This window comes from Pseudomonas antarctica, from assembly GCF_900624995.1.
Classification (GTDB): domain Bacteria; phylum Pseudomonadota; class Gammaproteobacteria; order Pseudomonadales; family Pseudomonadaceae; genus Aquipseudomonas; species Aquipseudomonas antarctica.
In genome coordinates this window covers 19,754-38,164 of the sequence record NZ_UYXQ01000034.1, presented here as the reverse complement: position 1 = coordinate 38,164, position 18,411 = coordinate 19,754, and the positions used below count along the sequence as shown (strand labels likewise).

The window sequence follows — 18,411 nt, the reverse complement described above, 5'->3', positions numbered from 1 at the left end:
GGGTAAACCGGCAGGACGCCGGTTTAGCCGCGATGGGCCAAGGATGGCCCATGGCGGCGGCCCACGGTCCAAAGCCTGCGTGAGGGCACACCGAGCCTAGGCGAGGTGCCGAGTGGTGGGGCAAGAGCGTTTTGGTTACTTTTGCGCTCTTTCAAAAGTGACCCGCTGTAAGAGCGGAACCCATAGCCGCCGTTACCCAAATAACGGATATGTACCCCGCGCCCTCGCGCCCCCGCGACAACCAAAGCATTCAACCCATAAAAAGATGTGTAGATACCTATGCTGCGATGGCGGTGCATCAGCCACTGATGTGTTGGCTGGCAGACCGCTATCGCAGGCAAACCAGCTCCCACATTTCAGAGCGCGTGGGGTCAGCTGATCTTGTGGAGGTAGGCGGGAATCGGCTGTTCCGGTAGCACCGACAACACCTTCAAACGCTGCAACATACGCTGACTGGCCCGTTGCAAATGCTCACGCAAATTCAGCGCCGCCGCATCGAAGGCGCCGTGCAGCAATAGTTCCAGAATTAAGCGATGTTCGGCGAGCATGGCGGGATCTGCGCCTATCCCCAGTAAACGGTAGAAAATTCGGCTGATGATCATCGGGCTCTGGCCCTGGCGAATCAGCGCGGCGATCTTGCGGTTTTGCAGGCCAGCGAGGCAGCCCTGGTGCAAGTCCTCTTCGATTTGCTCGATGGCTTCCAGGCTGCACTGCGGACTTTCCTCGGCAGCCAGCACGCGCTGCAACATGGCCTCGAGCATTCCACGGTCGAGGTTCGGTGCGCTCTGGCGCAGTGCTTCAGGTTCCAGGCAGGCGCGCAATTGGTAGTCTTCGGTGACTTCGCGCGCGGTCAGCGGCCCCGCCAGCCATTGTGAGTAGGGTTCTTTTTCCACCAGGCCACGGTCGCGCAGGCGCATCAGCGCTTCACGTACCACGGCGCGGCTGACGCCATAGTGGTCGGCGGCGGCTTGCTCATCCAGCCGGTAGTGGCCGAAGGCAATGCAGGTGGACAGTGCCGCGCCGATTTCCTCGACGATCCGTTCGCCCAACGGCCGGGTGTCCACCAGTTCGTCGTCGCCATTGAGGCCCAGGTGCGTGTGGCTCAAGGGCAGACGTAGCGGTTCCATGGCCAGGCCTTCGGGGTTGATCAGGTAACCGCGGCCGTTGAAGCGACAGATCAGGCCCTCGTCGTGCAGCAGGTCCAACGCCTTGCGCACCGGCACCCGGCTGGTGCCGAACAACTCGGCCAGCGGCGCTTCCAGCAAGACCAACCCGTGGCGTGCTGTGCCGTTGACGATCGCGTCACGCAACACTTGGTGAATCATCGCGTAACGGGAGGCCGAGGCGGACACTGCTTTCATCGCATTCTCTGACGTGAGGAGTTCTGAGTTGTGTAGGACGTAGGACGTGGATTCTCTCATAGATGCACCTGTCACTCTGCGCCACGTCAGTGGCACTTTTTTGGGGCCTTGCCCGTCGCGCTGTTACTTTTCTGCACCAAAATGTACTTATTAATAAAAGATACATTATTTCATTGCGAGTCTTTTCCGGCGTTTGGGTCGGGTAATGTTGCTTCCTACAAAACCATCTAGTCCGTAGCTCTTGGCGAGAAACCCCATTCGCGTAAAAGCCGATGCCAAGAGACTGGCACGAAAGCTGCCTTTATAAAACGTACATTTTATTAATATGTACGTTTTATGAGGTGTACTCTGATGTCAGACGCCACGTCAATGGCCGAAGCTTTCGCCAGTGGTCGCAGCGACCCGGTGCAAGTCTTCGAACAGGCACTTGTGCACGCGAGCATGGCCCCGAGCGTGTTTATCTGCCTGAGCGCCGAGCGCGCCCGCCGCGAAGCTGAAGCCTCCGCAGCGCGCTGGCGAGCCGGCCAGCCCTTGAGCGTGTTCGATGGTGTGCCCCTGGCCTGGAAAGATCTGTTTGATGTCGCCGGCAGTATTACCACCGCGGGCGCCGCCTACCGTCGCGAAGCGCCAGCGGCCTTGCTCGACGCGCCGAGCGTGGGGCTGCTGTGCCGCGCCGGGATGGTCAGCCTGGGCAAGACCAACCTCAGCGAACTGGCGTACTCCGGTCTGGGCCTGAACCCGCATTTTGGCACGCCTTACAATCCCCACAGCGGCGATCAACCGCGCATTCCCGGCGGTTCATCGTCGGGGTCGGCCGTCGCCGTGGCTGCCGGGATCGTACCGATCGCCATGGGCACCGACACCGCCGGCTCGATCCGTATTCCGGCTGCGCTCAATGGTGTGGTGGGCTACCGCAGCAGTTGCCGGCGCTACAGCCGCGACGGTGTTTTCCCGCTGGCGCACACCCTCGACAGCCTCGGCCCGCTGACCCGCAGCGTGCGGGATGCGCTGGCCATCGACGACTTACTCAACGGCCGCACGCAAACCCATAGCCCACGCAGCCTCAAGGGCCAGCGCTTTGTGCTTGAGCAAGGAACACTGGAAGACATCGAGCCCGCCGTACGCAACAATCTGCTGCGCACGGTGGACCAACTCAAAGCCGCCGGCGCACTGATCGAGGTGCGTGCGTCGGCCACCTTCCAGGCCACTCTCAACCTGATCAAGCAATGCGGCTGGCTCGGCTCGTTCGAAGCCTTCGCCTTGCACGAAGCCTTGCTCGACAGCCGCGATGCCGAGCAACTCGACCCGCGCGTGCGCCGCCGCCTCGAAGCCGCGCGTTCATTGCCCGCCAGCCAGTTGCTGCACCTGACCGACGCGCGCCGGCGCCTGCAACTTCAACTGGTCGACGAGCTCGAGGGCGCTGTTCTGATCACTCCGACCGTTGCCCATGTCGCCCCACCGTTGGCCCCGCTGGAAGCCGATGACGACCTGTTCGTAAAAACCAACCTCGCCACCTTGCGCCTGACCATGCCCGGCAGCTTGCTCGACATGCCGGGCGTTGCCTTGCCCAGCGGGCGCGACGCCCTGGGCCTGCCCACCGGGTTGCTGCTCAGTGCCCCGACGGGGGAAGACGCACGCCTGTTGCGTACGGCGTTGTCCGTCGAATCTGTAATGACTATTTAAGGAGACACACCATGGCTAAAGACATTCTCTGTGCATTTGGCGTCGACGTTGACGCCGTCGCCGGCTGGCTCGGTTCCTATGGCGGCGAAGACTCGCCTGACGACATTTCCCGTGGTCTGTTCGCCGGTGAAATCGGCGCGCCGCGCCTGCTCAAATTGTTCGAGCGTTACGGCCTGCGCACCACCTGGTTTATCCCGGGCCACTCGATGGAAACCTTCCCCGAGCAGATGAAGGCGGTGGCCGACGCTGGCCACGAAATCGGTGTGCACGGCTACAGCCACGAAAACCCCATCGCGATGACGGCTGAGCAGGAAGAAATCGTGCTCGACAAGTCCATCGAACTGATCACCCAAGTCACCGGCAAACGTCCCACCGGCTACGTCGCGCCATGGTGGGAATTCAGCAAGGTCACCAACGAGCTGCTGCTGAAAAAAGGCATCAAGTACGACCACAGCCTGATGCACAACGACTTCCACCCCTACTACGTACGCAAGGGTGACAGCTGGACCAAGATCGACTACAGCCAGCACCCCGATACCTGGATGAAACCCTTGGTGCGCGGTCAAGAAACCGACTTGGTGGAGATCCCGGCCAACTGGTACCTCGACGACTTGCCGCCGATGATGTTTATCAAAAAAGCCCCCAACAGCCACGGTTTCGTCAACCCGCGCCACCTCGAAGAAATGTGGCGCGACCAGTTCGACTGGGTCTACCGCGAGCACGAGCACGCGGTGTTCACCATGACCATCCACCCCGACGTGTCCGGCCGCCCGCAAGTGCTGCTGATGCTCGAACGCTTGATCGAACATATCCAGAGCCATGCCGGCGTGCGCTTCGTCACCTTCGACGAAATCGCCGACGACTTTATCCGCCGCCAACCGCGTTCCTGACCCAAACCCACCCCCGAGGCGCGATCTATGTCTATCTACAACAAGCTTGACCTGACTGGCTGGAAACCCCGGCAACTGACGTCACAGGAAGTGCGCTTCGCCACCTGGATCGCGTTTTTCGCCTGGGTGTTTGCAGTGTATGACTTCATCCTGTTCGGCACCTTGCTGCCGGAGATCGGCCGGCACTTCGGTTGGGGAGAAGTGGAGCAAGCTGAAATCGCGACCTGGGTGGCGGTGGGCACGGCGGTGGTCGCCTTTGCTATTGGCCCTGTCGTCGACAAGCTGGGCCGCCGCAAAGGCATTATTTTTACCGTGGCCGGGTCTGCGCTGTGCTCGGCACTCACCGCGATTGGTGGGGCGTGGGGCAAGTCGCCGCTGATTTTGATCCGTTCGTTGGGCGGTCTTGGCTATGCCGAAGAAACGGTCAACGCCACGTATCTGAGCGAGCTATATGGCGCTTCTGAAGACCCGCGACTGACCAAGCGCCGTGGGTTTATCTACAGCCTGGTGCAGGGCGGCTGGCCGGTCGGTGCGTTGATCGCTGCCGGTTTGACCGCGCTGTTGCTGCCCATTATTGGATGGCAGGGTTGCTTTATCTTCGCGGCCATTCCGGCGATTGTGATTGCGATCATGGCGCGCAAGCTCAAGGAGAGCCCGCAGTTCCAGATTCACCAACGTATCAGCGAACTGCGTAAAAGCGGCGCGGTGAAGGAAGCGCAGAACGTCGCCGTGACCTACGGCGTGGATTACGACGAACACAGCAAGGCCGGCCTCAAAGCCGCTTTTCGTGGCCCTGCGCGTCGCGCCACGCTGGTGATCGGCGCCGCGCTGTTGCTCAACTGGGCGGCGATCCAGGTGTTCAGTGTGCTTGGCACCTCGGTGATTGTCAGCGTGCACCACCTCTCGTTCGAGAACTCGCTGATTATCCTCGTGCTGTCGAACCTGGTGGGTTACTGCGGCTACCTGACCCACGGCTGGATGGGCGACAGGATCGGCCGCCGCAACGTCATTGGCCTGGGCTGGATGCTCGGCGGGCTGGCATTTGCCGGGATGCTGTTCGGCCCGAGCAATATGCCGATGGTGGTCGGCCTGTACAGCCTGGGCCTGTTCTTCCTGATCGGGCCGTACTCGGCGGCGCTGTTCTTTATCAGCGAGAGCTTCCCTACCAGTATTCGCGCTACCGGCGGCGCGATTATCCATGCCATGGGCCCCATTGGTGCGGTGGTCGCAGGCTTCGGCGCCACCCAAGTATTGTCCGCCGGCAGCGACTGGCAGACTGCCGCGCTGTGGTTCGGCGCGCTGCCGTGCTTTTTGTCCGGCGCCTTGATGTTTGCCGCACGCCATGTGCGCCCGGAAACCGTTCAGTAAGGAGTGTTTGATGAGCCGTAAAGTTGCCTTGATTACCGGTGCCGCCAGTGGCATTGGCCAAGCCCTTGCCGTGGCGTATGCACGCAGTGGTGTGGCGGTGGTCGGCGGGTATTACCCGGCTGATCCGCATGACCCGCACACCACCGTAGCCCTCGTGGAAGAAGCCTGCGGTGAGTGCCTGATGTTGCCGTTGGACGTGGGCGATACCGCCTCGGTAGACGCGTTGGCCGCACAAGCGGTGCAGCATTTCGGCCGCCTGGATTACGCGGTGGCCAATGCCGGTTTATTGCGTCGCGCGCCGTTGCTGGAAATGACTGATGAGCGGTGGAACGAGATGCTCAATGTCGACCTCACAGGGGTGATGCGCACCTTCCGCGCCGCGACTCGGCATATGAACGAGGGCGGCGCTCTGGTGGCGATTTCGTCGATTGCCGGTGGCGTGTACGGCTGGCAGGAACACAGCCACTACGCGGCAGCCAAGGCCGGAGTGCCGGGGTTGTGCCGGTCGCTAGCGGTGGAGTTGGCGCCGTTGGGGATTCGTTGCAATGCGGTGATTCCCGGGTTGATCGAGACGCCGCAGTCGTTGGATGCGAAGAACTCCTTGGGGCCTGAAGGGCTGGCGAAGGCTGCGCGCGCGATTCCGTTGGGCCGGGTAGGGCGGGCGGATGAGGTGGCGTCGCTGGTGCAGTTCTTGACCAGTGAGGCGTCGAGTTATTTGACTGGGCAGAGCATCGTCATCGACGGTGGGCTAACTGTACGCTGGCCCGACTGATGCACTGGATTTAACGGTGGGAGGGGCAAGCCCCTCGCACATTGGGACCGTGCTTGTTTCAGGAGAATTTACATGCCGCAACTCACTCACCGCCGCGCTGTCATTACCGGCGCAGGCAGTGGCATTGGCGCCGCCATCGCCCGGGCTTACGCTGGCGAAGGCGCGCGCTTACTGCTGGCCGACCGCAACGCCGCCAGCCTTGCAGAAACCGCCATCACCTGCCGCAGCCTCGGCGCCGAAGTAGTCGAGTGCCTGGCCGATGTCGGCACTGTCGAAGGCGCCCAGGCCAGTGTCGACCGTTGCGTCGAGCAGTTTGGCGGCATTGATATTCTGGTCAACAACGCTGGCATGCTCACCCAGGCGCGCTGCGTCGACCTGTCCATCGAGATGTGGAACGACATGCTGCGCGTCGACCTCACCAGCGTGTTTGTCGCCAGCCAGCGCGCCTTGCCGCACATGCTCGCGCAGCGCTGGGGGCGGATCATCAATGTTGCCTCGCAACTGGGCATCAAGGGCGGCGCCGAGCTGACCCACTACGCCGCTGCCAAGGCTGGCGTAATCGGTTTCACCAAATCCCTGGCGCTGGAAGTGGCCAAGGACAATGTGCTGGTCAACGCCATCGCGCCCGGCCCTATCGAAACACCGCTGGTGGGCGGCATCAGCGACGACTGGAAGCGCGCCAAGGCTGGCGAACTGCCCCTGGGCCGCTTCGGCTTGGCCGATGAGGTGGCGCCCACCGCCGTGTTACTCGCCAGTGAGCCAGGTGGCAACCTGTTCGTCGGCCAAACGCTTGGCCCGAACGCCGGCGATGTCATGCCATGAGTGAGGTGTAGCCATGTGCGGACTCTGCGGGCTGCTCGGCGAAGAGCTGCACTGGAGCGACCCTTTGGGCGATGAACTGCCCAGGCGCCGCGAACGCTTGCGCCGGATTGCGGCGATCAACCAAGTGTTGGCGGTTTTTCGGCTCAAGGTCGAAGATTTCCAGGGCGCTTCTTATCTGTTGTTAGGCGCCACCGGCAAGCAGGCGTTGGCGAGTGGGTTGGATCAACTCTGGCAGGCGGCTGAAACCATGCTTGGCCGCCCGTTGGATCCGCTTGACCCACGTCTGCTTGATCACCTGGAGTCTTCATGAGCCTTGCCCTTAACGTCATCACCGGCTTTCTCGGCAGCGGCAAAACCACCTTGCTCCAGCGCCTTCTGCAAGGCGAAAGCCTCGGTGACACGGCGCTGTTGATCAATGAGTTCGGCGATGTCGGCATCGACCATTTGCTGGTGGAAGAAGTCGCGCCAGACACCGTGTTACTTCCAAGCGGCTGCGTGTGTTGTTCGATTCGCGGCGAGTTGAAAGACGCGCTGCTCGGCTTGTTGCAACGCCGTGAACGCGGTGAAATCCCGGCCTTCAAACGCGTTATCCTGGAAACCACGGGCCTTGCCGACCCGGCGCCGATCCTCGCCACGTTGAACAACGACATACAGCTGCGCGGACGTTTCCATATCGGCCTGGTGATTACGCTGGTCGACGCCAGCCACGCCGAGCTTCAGGAGCGCTTGCACCCGGAATGGCTGGCCCAGGTGGCGGCGGCAGACCGGTTGCTGTTGAGCAAGACTGACCTGGCAGGCGATTGCGTGGCGTTGCGCGCGCACTTGCAGGCGCTGAATGCCGGCACGCCGATCCTCAATACCCATGACATTCACAGCGGCGACCAACTGCTGCTCGGCGAAGGTTTGCGCGGCGCCGAGCCCGCCGTGGAAGTCAGCCGCTGGCAGCTGTATCAACCCCACACGGCGACCCACGGCGCTGCGCAAGTCTGCTGCCTGAACTTCGACCAGCCGCTCGATTGGGTTGGCTTCGGGGTGTGGTTGTCGATGCTGTTAAGATGCCATGGCGAACGAATCCTTCGCGTCAAAGGACTGCTTAACGTGAACGCAAGCTCGGCCCCCATTGTCATTCATGGCGTGCAGCACTGCCTCCATGCCCCAGTGCACTTGCCCGCGTGGCCGGGCACCGACCGCCAGTCCCGATTGGTATTTATCCTGCGTGGCCTCGATCCGGTGCTGTTGCGGCGCTCTTTCGACGTGTTCTCGCGACGGTTCGCAGCATGATTACGTTGCGCGTGCTGGGTACCTCCGTGACGTTGCTGGAATGCTTGCGCGTGCGGGCCGAGCAAGAGTTGGGTATTCGCCTGGTGTATCAGGTGCACGATGTCGCGCAGGCCCAGCGCATCGCCGTGATGCAGCCTGGGAGCTATGACCTGTACGACCAGTGGTTCCACAACGTCGACTTCGTGTGGCCGGCGCGGGCGATTCAGCCCATCGACACGCGACGCATTGCGCTGTGGCATGAGATCAACGACCTGCCCAAACGTGGTCGGCTGTCGGCCAACGACCGCCTGGGCAGCGGCAGTGTGCCCAGCGAGCGGCTGTTCGTGCAGCACGACGGCAGCCTCGGCAGCACGGTGACCGAGCGCATCAGCATGTTGCCGCTGACGCACAACGCCGACAGTTTTGTTTACCGCCCCGAGCGACTGCCCGAAGGGTTCAGCCACGGCAATGAAAGCTGGGGCTGGCTGCTTGACCCGGCCTGGCGTGCGCGTACCGCGTTGCAAAGTGATGCCGCCATTGGCGCCCTGGATGCTGCGTTGGCAGTGCAGGGCGCGGGGCTGGCGCACTTCAAAGACATCGGCAATATGAGCATCGAAGAGATCGATGTGCTTGCCGACATTCTGGTGCGCAAGCAGAAGGAGGGGCACTTTGCGGCGTTCTGGTCGGATGACGAAGAGGCGGCGCAGTTGATGCTCAGTCCTAGCGTGGATATCCAGAGTTTGTGGTCGCCGACCTTGATGCGCCTGCACCGTGCGGGCGGGAAATACCGCTTGGCGGTGCCCCGCGAGGGTTATCGCGCCTGGTTTGGCGGCTTGTCATTGTCGCGTCATGCCCAGGGCCCGGTGCTGGATGCGGCGTATGCCTATCTGAATTGGTGGCTGTCGGGTTGGCCGGGAGCGGTGATGGCGCGCCAGGGTTATTACATCGGCAATCCGGCCCAAACCCGAGATCATTTGAGTCGCGCCGAGTGGGACTATTGGTACGCCGGTAAACCTGCCCGCGAAGCGCTGTTGGGGAGTGATGGGTTACCGTTGATCGATATCGGTGATGTGCGCGATGGGGGTTCCTATGAGCAACGCATGGGACACATTGCAGTATGGAATTCGGTGATGGATGAGCACAATTACCTGGTCCGCCGTTGGGGGGAGTTTCTGCGCGCTCGGGCCGTGGGGTGATGAGTCCATAAAAAGGGCCGCAATGCCGGCCCTCTAGTCACCTCTGGTTTTTTGGGGCGAGAAGTAATCGATTTACACGGTTATATCGACGGCTGGGATCGGCGTGCATCGTGCCAGCCGAACACCCGAAAATTTCTACAGAAACGACGGACCAGTTCGGTGTCCGCGACATTGATGTTGCCGTTGTTATTCACATCCCAGCTCACCGTGGTGCCGCTACCGGAACCGTCACCGCAGGTATAAAAAGCCGCCGTGCTGGCAATGGTTTCATCGCGAGACTCGCCCTCGCCCTGATGAACATGCAGGCGCACGGTATCAGGTATGCCATTGGCATCGAACTCTTCGGCAAACACCTTGAGGTATTTATCGAAGGGCGCATCCAGGCTAAACCAGTTGAACTCAATGACCTGTTGGGCGAACGCGAGCGCCTTCACTTCATCCAGTTTGTTGGCAAGGCCGTTATTATTGATGTCGTCGGCCAAGTTCCAATCAAGTTTGCCGTCACTGTTTATATCGAACAGTGTGGCTTTTAGAGTAAGAGGCTTCGCGAGGATATCATCTTAAAAATCCAGGCACACCACATCAGGCTTATCGCTGTCATAGACATCATGGGCACATATGATTAAGTAGCGCATAAAAACCCTATAAGTAAGACGACGCCCGAGCAGTCCAGCGACTACAACGTTGTAGGGGCAAACGTGCAGGGTTTTGCCACGTGAACGTTATTCCAGTCGCACTTCAGAAAGAGACGCGCCATGTCCACCACGAGCGTGGTATCCCAGGGGTCGGTTTTCCAATCCCCATTTACATCTGCGTTGAGCGTGACATAACGTCCGGCAGGGTCATTGAGAAAGACACAGGCGGCGGCTTCGACCAAGGTCTCATCGGTTGGTGCCCCTTCGCCTTCATGAAACCTCAGCCGGACCAGGTCGGGCTTGCCGTCAAGGTCAAGGTCTTCCGCAAGGATTTCAAGGTAGCGGTTAAACGGCTGATCAACCTTCCACCATTGGAACTGGAGAAAACTTTTGGCCAAGGCGCGTGCCAACGCATCATCGACGGTATTGCTGACGCCGTTACCATTAATGTCGTCGGCCAGCACCCACTTTAAACTTCCATGGTCGTGTTCCGGCGTATTCATGACCAGTGCTTCAGCCACAGTCTTAGCATTTACGCCATCAAAAAACTCTAAATAGACGGCGTCGATTACATCGTTATCGTAGTCGTCTTGTGCTGTTATCTTCAAATAGCGCATCGCCACTTCCTCGGGGAAAAGAAAGTCGATATTTTCATAGCTCGAATCAGGATTCTACGAACACCGTCGGACGCCAAGTGTCGGAAAACGGATATTTATGTGCATGAATCGCGTCCTAAAGACAGCGGGCTGTCGCCAATAATGTGACGGCTAGTTTCCAGGCTTTATTGGGTGTACATATCCCAACTCCCAGCTAATCTGCTAGAACCGGATATTCAATTAAAGTAGATGTTTTTTTGACGCCAGATCAGCAGTCGTCAGGGATGCGTATGACAAAAGGACCCAAGGGCACAGAGCGGCGAGCGCTGCCGCAGGCCGCTGCAATGAAATGGCGCCACACCTTCCAGACCCGCATTGCCGGGGTCTTGGCGCTGTTGCTGCTGGTCGTCGTGGCCGCCACCTATTTTGCGGTCAAGGCCGCCACCACCCGTGCCGTGGAAAACCAGGCCCAGGTCCAGCTCAATACAGGCATCCAAGTCTTTGAGCGCTTGTTGGACTTGCGCGGGCGTCGTCTGCAGTACGGGTTGGACTGGCTCACCGTCGATGGCCCGTTCAAACAAGCGGTGATCGAAGGCAAGGCCGAATCGATCCTGGCCGCGCTGCGTCGGCATGGCACCGGTATCCATTCCACTGAAGTGTTTGTGTTGGGCCTGAACGGCAAAGTCATGGCTAGCACCTTGCCTGTGCCGGTGCAGGGCGAGCCGTTTGTCTATGAGGAGGCCTTGCGCCATGCGCGGCGCAGTGGCCAGCAGATGCTCATCGTCGCCATGGACGGCCAGCCCTATTTGCTGGTGCAGGAAGAAGTGTTCGACCCGCAGCCCATCGCTCGCGTGGTCATGGGCTTCCCCATGGGCAAGCTGTTCGCCAATGAACTGCGTTCAATGAGCAACCTCGAAGTGTCGTTCCTCAGCGTGCAGGACGGCCACGTCGGCGAGTTGTTCAGTACTCAGCCGCACGCTTATCAGGCCGCCATCATCCACATGCTGCACGAAGTACATCTGAACCCTGATGCGCAGATCAGCCTATTTCACGGGCAACGCGTGCTCAGCCAGGTATTGCCACTGGCCAACACGGGGGAGGGCGATGAGGTCCGCGTGTTGCTGCAAAGCCCACTGGACCACGCCTTGGAATCCTTTGCGCCGCTGGACCGACAGTTTCTCGGGATTGCCGTGGCGGTGCTGTTGGTATCGCTGGCGGCCGCTCTATTGCTGGCGCGGCGCGTCTCCCGGCCGCTCAACGCCTTGGTCGAAGCCGCCGAGCGGATTGGCGACGGCGATTACCACACGCCGGTACGGGTACGCAGCCATGACGAGTTCGGCTTATTGGCCCGTGCCTTCAACGCCATGCAAAGCGGCATTGCCGTGCGCGAGCGACAGTTAGCCCATAACGCCCTGCATGACCCGCTCACCGGTTTGCCCAACCGCGCCCTGGCCATGGAGCGCCTGGGCAGCGCGATCAGTGCGCGGCGGCCGGTGGTGCTGCTGTACCTGGGGATTGAAAACTACCGGCTGATCAACGAAGGCTTTGGCCCTCAGGGCGTAGAGGAAATGCTGCGCGAAGCCAGCCGATGTTTGTCCATGAGCCTGTTGGCCAGCGACACCGCGGCACGTATCGCCGGCAGTGAGTTTCTGCTGTTACTGGAAAACACCGAGATCGATCGCGCCGTGGCCCGCGCTGACCGTCTTTACGGGCTGCTCACCGAGCCCCAGCGCATCGGTAACGACGAAGTGCGCCATGAAGTCAGTATCGGCATCGCCGCCTACCCAGCCGACGGCCAGCAGGTGGAAGAACTGCTCAGTCGCGCGGCCATTGCCCGGCACGATGCGGCGAGCTTGCCCGGGCATATGCAGATCTATCAACAAGACCGCGACCTGGCGCACCAGCGCCAGATCACGCTGATCCGCGACCTGCGCCGCGCGGTCGTCGAGGGTGAATTATTTCTGTGCTACCAGCCCAAGCTTGACCTCAACCAGGGGCATGTACGCCAGGCTGAAGCCTTGCTGCGTTGGCAGCATTCGACGCTGGGTCAGGTGTCACCTGCCGAATTCATTCCGTTGGCCGAGCGCACCGGCAGCATGGGGGGCCTGACGCTGTGGGTGATCGAGGAAGCCATCCGCCAGATTGCCGATTGGGCCCAGCGCGGGTTGCACATGCAGCTCTCAGTGAACATTTCGGTGGACGACCTGGCTGATGATGACCTGGCCATTCGCGTCACTGCGTTGTTGATGCAATACCAGGTATCGGCCGAGCATCTGATTTTCGAGATCACCGAAAGCGCGATCATGCACAACCCGCAGCAGGCCCTCAGTGTGCTTGTGCAACTGCGCAGTTGCGGCATCAGCCTGTCGGTGGATGACTTCGGCACCGGTTATTCGTCGCTGGCGCAATTGCAGCGTTTGCCGGTGCAGGAATTGAAGATCGATCAGTCGTTCATCCGCAACCTCGACAGCGCCAGCGGTGACGGTGTGATCGTGCGTTCGACCATCGAAATGAGCCACAACCTGGGGCTCAAGGTGGTGGCGGAAGGGGTGGAGTTCGAGCCCAGTCTGAAGTTGCTCAAGCAGTGGAAATGCGACACGGCCCAGGGTTACCTGATCAGTCGGCCGTTGACCGCCATGGCGTTCGAGAGGTGGATGCGGCGCGCGCGGATTGCTGTGTAAACCCGATCTCCAGAACACCCCCTAACCCACCCTGTGGGAGCAAGCCCCTCCCACGTATTGGTCTGCGCCAGGCACAAAAAAGGCGGCTACCGGTGAAGGTAGCCGCCTGTGTTTTTGCCGCCGGTATTACTTAATCCGGCAGTTTGAACGCCATCACATAGTCGCCCTGCTTGGTGCCCAGCGAGCCGTGACCGCCGGCCATGACCAGCACGTACTGCTTGCCGTCCTTGCCGGTGTAGGTCATCGGTGTGGTTTGCGCGCCTGCAGGCAGGCGGCCTTCCCACAGTTGCTTGCCGTTTTTCACGTCATAGGCACGCAGGTACTGGTCGAGGGTGCCGCTGAGGAAGGCCACGCCACCGGCAGTGGTGAACGTACCGCCCAGGCTAGGCACACCCATGGTCAGCGGGATTGGAACCGGCGAGCTGTCACGCACGGTGCCGTTCTTGTGCATCCAGATGGTTTGGTGGTTGGTCAGATCGACCGCCGCCACGTAACCCCACGCTGGTGCCTGGCACGGCAGACCCAGAGGCGACAGCAGTGCTTCGAGGATCACGCCGTACGGCGCGCCTTTGTTCGGCTGCACGCCTTCGGTTTCGCTGACGCGTGGGCCTTGCTTGGCAATGTCGGCGGCCGGGATCAGTTTCGATTTGAACGCCATGTAGCTCGGGTTCACGAAAGCAATCTGGCGTACCGGGTCGACGGAAATGCCACCCCAGTCGAACACACCGAAGTTACCTGGGTAAACGATCGAACCTTGCAGCGATGGTGGGGTGAACGGACCGTCGTAGCGCATGGATTTGAAATCGATCCGGCACAGCATCTGGTCGAACGGGGTCACGCCCCACATGTCGCGTTCTTTCAACGGCGGCGGCATGAAGTTCAGGTCGGACTTCGGTTGAGTCGGCGAGGTGTGATCACCGGCCACTGCGCCTTGCGGTACAGGGATTTCGTTGATCGGTACCACCGGCTTGCCGTTGCTGCGATCCAGCACGTAGATGCTGCCTTGCTTGGTCGACGCCATGACGGCTGGCTTGACGCCGTCAGCGGTCTTGATGTCGATGAGCGAAGGCTGGCCGCCCACGTCCATGTCCCACAGGTCATGGTGGGTGAACTGGAAGGTCCACTTCACGTGGCCGCTGTCGATGTCCAGAGCGGTCAGGCCGGCGCTGTATTTTTCTGAATCTTCGGTACGGTCGCCGCCGTATTGGTCGGGCATCTGGTTGCCCATCGGCAGGTAAAGCATGCCGAGTTTTTCATCAACGCTGAACATGGACCACATGTTCGGCGAGTTGCGGGTGTAGGTTTTGCCTTCGGCCAACGGGGTGGTGTCGTCCGGGTTACCGCTGTCCCAGTTCCACACCAGCTTGCCGGTGTGCACGTCGAACGCGCGGATCACGCCGCTCGGTTCGTCGGTGGAGACGTTGTCGGTCACGTGACCGCCGATCACGACCAGGTTCTTGGTCACGGCCGGTGGCGAGGTGGAGTAGTAACCGCCAGGGGCGAAGCTGCCGATGTTGGCACGCAGGTCGACCTGGCCTTTGTCACCGAAGTCTTCGCACATTTTGCCGGTGTCGGCGTCCAGGGCGATCAGACGGGTGTCGGCAGTCGGTACGAAAATGCGTTTCGGGCACACAGCGCTGACCGGAGCAGCGCTGGCGCTGCCGGTAGGGCTTTGCTCGGATGCGTACACCGCGTCATCGTGATACGACACGCCACGGCAGGTCATGTGCGCCCAACCCTTGAAGTTCGCGGCGCCTTCGCTGCTGATCTTCGGGTCGAAACGCCAGATTTCCTTGCCGGTGTCTGGGTCCAGGGCAATCACTTGGCTGTGTGGGGTGCACACGTAGAGCATGCCGTTGACTTTCAGCGGGGTGTTTTCCGCAGTGGTTTCACCGGGGTCGCCTGGGCCAGGGATGTCGCCGGTGCGATAGGTCCACGCCGGCACCAGCGTGTGGGCGTTTTGCGGGGTGATCTGCGCCAACGGCGAATAACGATCACCGAAGGCCGAACGGCCGTAGGAGTTCCAATCGCCATCGGCCTGGGTCGGCGCAGCGCTGGCCATACCTGGCACGGCGTCGCGGTCCAGTTGGCCGGTCTTGACCATTTCACCTGGGTTGGTGAATTGGCTGGCCAGGGCGGCAGCACCTGCCAGCACCACGGCCACGCTCAGTGCGCCAGTGCCCAGCGGCGCGGGTTGGCCACGCAGCAACGGACGGCGAAACCACGGCAGCAGCATGACAATGCCCAAGGCGAATAGCAGCGCCAGGCGCGGCACCAACTGCCACCAGTCCAGGCCGACTTCCCACAGTGCCCACACCGTACTGGCGAACAGCACCAGTGCGTACAGGCCCAGTGCGGCGCGGCGGGTGGCCAGCAGCAAGACGCCGGTGAGGGCGATGCCGATACCGGCCAGCAGGTAGTACAGCGACCCGCCGAGCATGCTCAGCTTGACGCCGCCGGCCAGCAAGGCCAGCCCCATGATCAGCAGCAAGATCCCCAGCAGCCTAGGTAGCAGGCGGCTTGGGCTTGAAGCACCATCAGTGCTCATAGTGTGTTTCTCCGTGACGTTGGAATTATGTAACCCCGTGCTTCACTGTAGATGACGATTCGGCGCGGGCTTGGTTCAGCGTTAATTCGGTTTTTCTGGGGATAAGGGGGTTATCCACAGGCGGGCGATTTATTCCCGGGCGCAGGTCGGTGTAAGACAGCGCTGTCTCTGAAGAGGGATGAATTCGGCAAGATGGGATCGACCGCGGAAGTGAAACGCTTCAGTTTGTTGCGGCACGGATAAAGCGCTGATGCGCCAAGAGAAAGCGCAAATCGCAAGATGCATCATTTCAGATTTGGTAACAGTGACAGAACGTCGCGCGACAGATCGTTCCCACGCGGAGCGTGGGAACGATCATTGGAGGCTTTTGGGGTGAGTGGGGCTGTTGTGGCGAGCGGGCTTGCCACAATAAGCCCGCTCGTCACGACAGCCCCGCTGGCCACGACAAACTGCACTTGCCAGCGCAAGCCGCTTTCACAGGGGCTTAGAAGGTGGTGCGGATACCCACTTGCACGCTTCTGCCCGGCGCCGGGGCGATATCGCGCAGGATCGAGCTGGCATAGCGCACGGTCTGGTTGGTCAGGTTTTCGCCATTGACGAACGCCAGCCACTGGCTGCCACCGACATTGAAGCGATAACCCGCACTCGCGCCCAAGGTGGTGTAGCCATCGGTGCCGCTTTCGTTATGCGGCACACGCCCTTGGCCCGCTGCATGTTCCACGTCGATTCGTGCCTGCCAGCGGTCCAGCTCCCAGAGTAAGCCGCTGTTCAAGCGCAGCGGTGCAATGCGTGGCAAGGCTTCGCCGGTATCGAGGTTGGTGGCGCGGGTGTAATCGCCCGACAGCTCTAGGGCGAACTTGCCGTAGGCGCCTTCACCCAGCTTCCAGTGATCCTGGGCTTCGAAGCCGGCGAAACGTGCCCGCACGCCGGAGTATGTGTATTCAGGGATGCCGCCTGCGTCTGCCTCACCTTCGTCGTTCAGCGTACGACCGGTGCCCAACAGACCAATGTAATTGGAGAAGCGGCTGTAGAACACGCCGAAGCTGCCCTTGTGGGTGCCATTGTCAAAGCGCAGCGCCAAGTCGCTGGACACGGCTTTTTCTTTCTTCAGGTTGGCGTCGCCCAGCTCGTAGGTGCCGGTGGCGACGTGGGCACCGTTGGCATACAGCTCGTAGAAGGTCGGTGCGCGCTCGGTATAGCCCAGGGTTGCGGCCAGGGACCAGACTGGCGTCAGGGAGTACACCGCGCCCGATGATAGGCTGCCGGCCGTGAAGTCCTTGGACTTGTCGGCACCGGCGAAGCGCGCGTTGCCCTTGGCGTCCGGGTCGACGTTGGTGTGTTCCAGGCGCCCGCCGAGGCTGAGCTTGAGGCGTTCGGTGGCCTGCATTTCTTCGAGGATAAACAGCGCGCCGGCGCTGGTGTCGGTCTGCGGCACGAAGGCTTCTTCGCCCAGGGCCGAGAACGCGTTGCGGGTTACCTGTGCGCCGACTACGCCATCAAACGGGCCGATCGGCTGGTGGCGCGCCTCAACGCGTGCCTCATAACCCTTGTTCTTGAACACCGTGCCGGTTTCGCCGCCTTCGATTTCGCGGTGCTCGTAGTCGGTGTAGCCCGCGTCGAGTTTCACCGAGGTAAACGGGCCTTGCAGGTTGCGGATCTCGGACGCAAAAGCGTAGTGATCCTGCTTCATGCGGATGCGCACGTCCTGCTCGGCGGGTGAGCCGTAGTTGGCGTCGTAGTTGCTGTAGGACAGCCCGGCGTAACCGTCATCCCAAGTGTAGGAACCGCCGACTGCGCCGCCGTCCTGGCGCCCGTCGCTGTTGCCCAGCCGACCGTTTTTGCCGGGGCTGTCGTCAGTTTGCGGGGCGTGGCGGCTACGCGCCTTGCCAGGGATTTTCAGGTCGTTGAATGCCCGCGCATTCGCGTCCAAGTGAAGGGCGAAGGTGCCGTTGCCGGCCTCCAGTTTGCCGGCGCTGCTGCGGGTGGTGTCGGCGCCGCCGTAGCGCAATTCGCCAGCACCGTGGATGCCTTCAATGGCTTCGGTGGGGATGCGATTGTCGAAGGTGTTGACCACGCCGCCGATGGCGCTGCCGCCGTACAGCAGGGCAGCGGGGCCGCGCACGATTTCAATGCGCTCGACGTTGACCGGGTCTAACGGCACCGCGTGGTCGTAGGACAGCGATGATGCATCCAGCGCGCCCACGCCGTTGCGCAGGATGCGAATGCGGTCGCCGTCCTGGCCTCGAATGATCGGCCGGCTGGCGCCTGGGCCAAAGTACGAAGACGACACGCCCGGCTGCTTGTTGAGGGTTTCGCCGAGGCTGCCTTTTTGTTGCAGGGTCAGGTCATCGCCTTCCAGCACAGTGGTCGGCGCGGCGAGTTGCTCGCTGCCCAGCGGGTTGCCGGTGATGACTTGGGGTTGCAACTCAAGGGCGTGGGCTTCGGAGCAGATCAGCAGGGCGGCGGCGACTGGGGTCAAGCGCCAGAGAGAAGAGAGGGACATCGGACATTCCTTGGCAAAACGGCACAAAAAGAGAAGGCTTAAAAACGGTATCGAATTCGTTACTTTTGATAAGTATCGTTACAATATAGCATCTCT

Annotated in this window: 14 protein-coding genes; 9 read left to right on the top strand and 5 right to left on the bottom strand. The window is 61.2% G+C overall.

The window, feature by feature from the left end:
* Positions 1-371: 371 nt before the first annotated feature.
* Positions 372-1,361: a GntR family transcriptional regulator gene (locus E0F99_RS17525; RefSeq protein ID WP_083359967.1), complete on the bottom strand. Its 990-nt coding sequence runs from the start codon at positions 1,359-1,361 to the stop codon at positions 372-374.
* A 351-nt stretch (positions 1,362-1,712) separates the two neighbouring features.
* On the opposite strand from E0F99_RS17525, the gene E0F99_RS17520 reads away from it, so the two are divergent.
* From E0F99_RS17520 to E0F99_RS17485, 8 genes are all read left to right on the top strand, one after another.
* The gene (locus E0F99_RS17520) at positions 1,713-3,044 is read left to right on the top strand and encodes an amidase (protein WP_083359966.1); all 1,332 of its coding nucleotides are present in this window, start codon (positions 1,713-1,715) and stop codon (positions 3,042-3,044) included.
* Positions 3,045-3,055: 11 nt separating this feature from the next.
* The gene (locus E0F99_RS17515; protein WP_083359965.1) at positions 3,056-3,934 is read left to right on the top strand and encodes a polysaccharide deacetylase family protein; all 879 of its coding nucleotides are present in this window, start codon (positions 3,056-3,058) and stop codon (positions 3,932-3,934) included.
* 27 nt (positions 3,935-3,961) lie between these two features.
* Positions 3,962-5,302 (top strand): MFS transporter, encoded by a 1,341-nt coding sequence (locus E0F99_RS17510; RefSeq protein ID WP_083359964.1) that lies wholly within the window; start codon positions 3,962-3,964, stop codon positions 5,300-5,302.
* A gap of 10 nt (positions 5,303-5,312) precedes the next feature.
* The gene (locus tag E0F99_RS17505) at positions 5,313-6,074 is read left to right on the top strand and encodes an SDR family NAD(P)-dependent oxidoreductase (RefSeq protein ID WP_083359963.1); all 762 of its coding nucleotides are present in this window, start codon (positions 5,313-5,315) and stop codon (positions 6,072-6,074) included.
* Between the two features lie 72 nt (positions 6,075-6,146).
* A complete protein-coding gene (locus E0F99_RS17500; RefSeq protein WP_083359962.1) occupies positions 6,147-6,896 on the top strand; it encodes an SDR family NAD(P)-dependent oxidoreductase in 750 nt (249 codons plus the stop codon).
* A 13-nt stretch (positions 6,897-6,909) separates the two neighbouring features.
* On the top strand, positions 6,910-7,206 hold the full coding sequence (locus tag E0F99_RS17495) for a hypothetical protein (RefSeq protein WP_083359961.1): 297 nt from the start codon (positions 6,910-6,912) through the stop codon (positions 7,204-7,206).
* Positions 7,203-8,177 carry a CobW family GTP-binding protein gene (locus tag E0F99_RS17490; RefSeq protein ID WP_083359960.1) on the top strand — a complete coding sequence of 325 codons (975 nt, stop codon included), beginning with the start codon at positions 7,203-7,205 and terminating at the stop codon, positions 8,175-8,177. Before E0F99_RS17495 ends, E0F99_RS17490 begins: the two co-directional genes overlap by 4 nt.
* Complete coding sequence (locus E0F99_RS17485) at positions 8,174-9,352, top strand: ABC transporter substrate-binding protein (RefSeq protein ID WP_083359959.1); 1,179 nt, start codon at positions 8,174-8,176, stop codon at positions 9,350-9,352. Before E0F99_RS17490 ends, E0F99_RS17485 begins: the two co-directional genes overlap by 4 nt.
* Before the next feature lie 80 nt (positions 9,353-9,432).
* Here the strand turns inward: E0F99_RS17485 and E0F99_RS17480 are convergent, their stop codons facing one another.
* Together E0F99_RS17480 and E0F99_RS17475 are read right to left on the bottom strand one after the other, a co-directional pair.
* Positions 9,433-9,834 carry a hypothetical protein gene (locus E0F99_RS17480; protein WP_083359958.1) on the bottom strand — a complete coding sequence of 134 codons (402 nt, stop codon included), beginning with the start codon at positions 9,832-9,834 and terminating at the stop codon, positions 9,433-9,435.
* Positions 9,835-10,028: 194 nt separating this feature from the next.
* Positions 10,029-10,604 (bottom strand): hypothetical protein, encoded by a 576-nt coding sequence (locus E0F99_RS17475; protein WP_083359957.1) that lies wholly within the window; start codon positions 10,602-10,604, stop codon positions 10,029-10,031.
* A 323-nt stretch (positions 10,605-10,927) separates the two neighbouring features.
* Here E0F99_RS17475 and E0F99_RS17470 point away from each other — a divergent pair, with 323 nt between their 5' ends.
* Positions 10,928-13,264 carry a putative bifunctional diguanylate cyclase/phosphodiesterase gene (locus E0F99_RS17470; protein ID WP_083359956.1) on the top strand — a complete coding sequence of 779 codons (2,337 nt, stop codon included), beginning with the start codon at positions 10,928-10,930 and terminating at the stop codon, positions 13,262-13,264.
* 130 nt (positions 13,265-13,394) lie between these two features.
* On the opposite strand, the gene E0F99_RS17465 is transcribed toward E0F99_RS17470, so the two are convergent.
* Positions 13,395-15,812, bottom strand: coding sequence for a glucose/quinate/shikimate family membrane-bound PQQ-dependent dehydrogenase (locus tag E0F99_RS17465; RefSeq protein WP_083359955.1), 2,418 nt, complete (start codon positions 15,810-15,812; stop codon positions 13,395-13,397).
* A 484-nt stretch (positions 15,813-16,296) separates the two neighbouring features.
* Positions 16,297-18,315 (bottom strand): TonB-dependent receptor, encoded by a 2,019-nt coding sequence (locus E0F99_RS17460; RefSeq protein ID WP_083359954.1) that lies wholly within the window; start codon positions 18,313-18,315, stop codon positions 16,297-16,299.
* Positions 18,316-18,411: the final 96 nt, after the last annotated feature.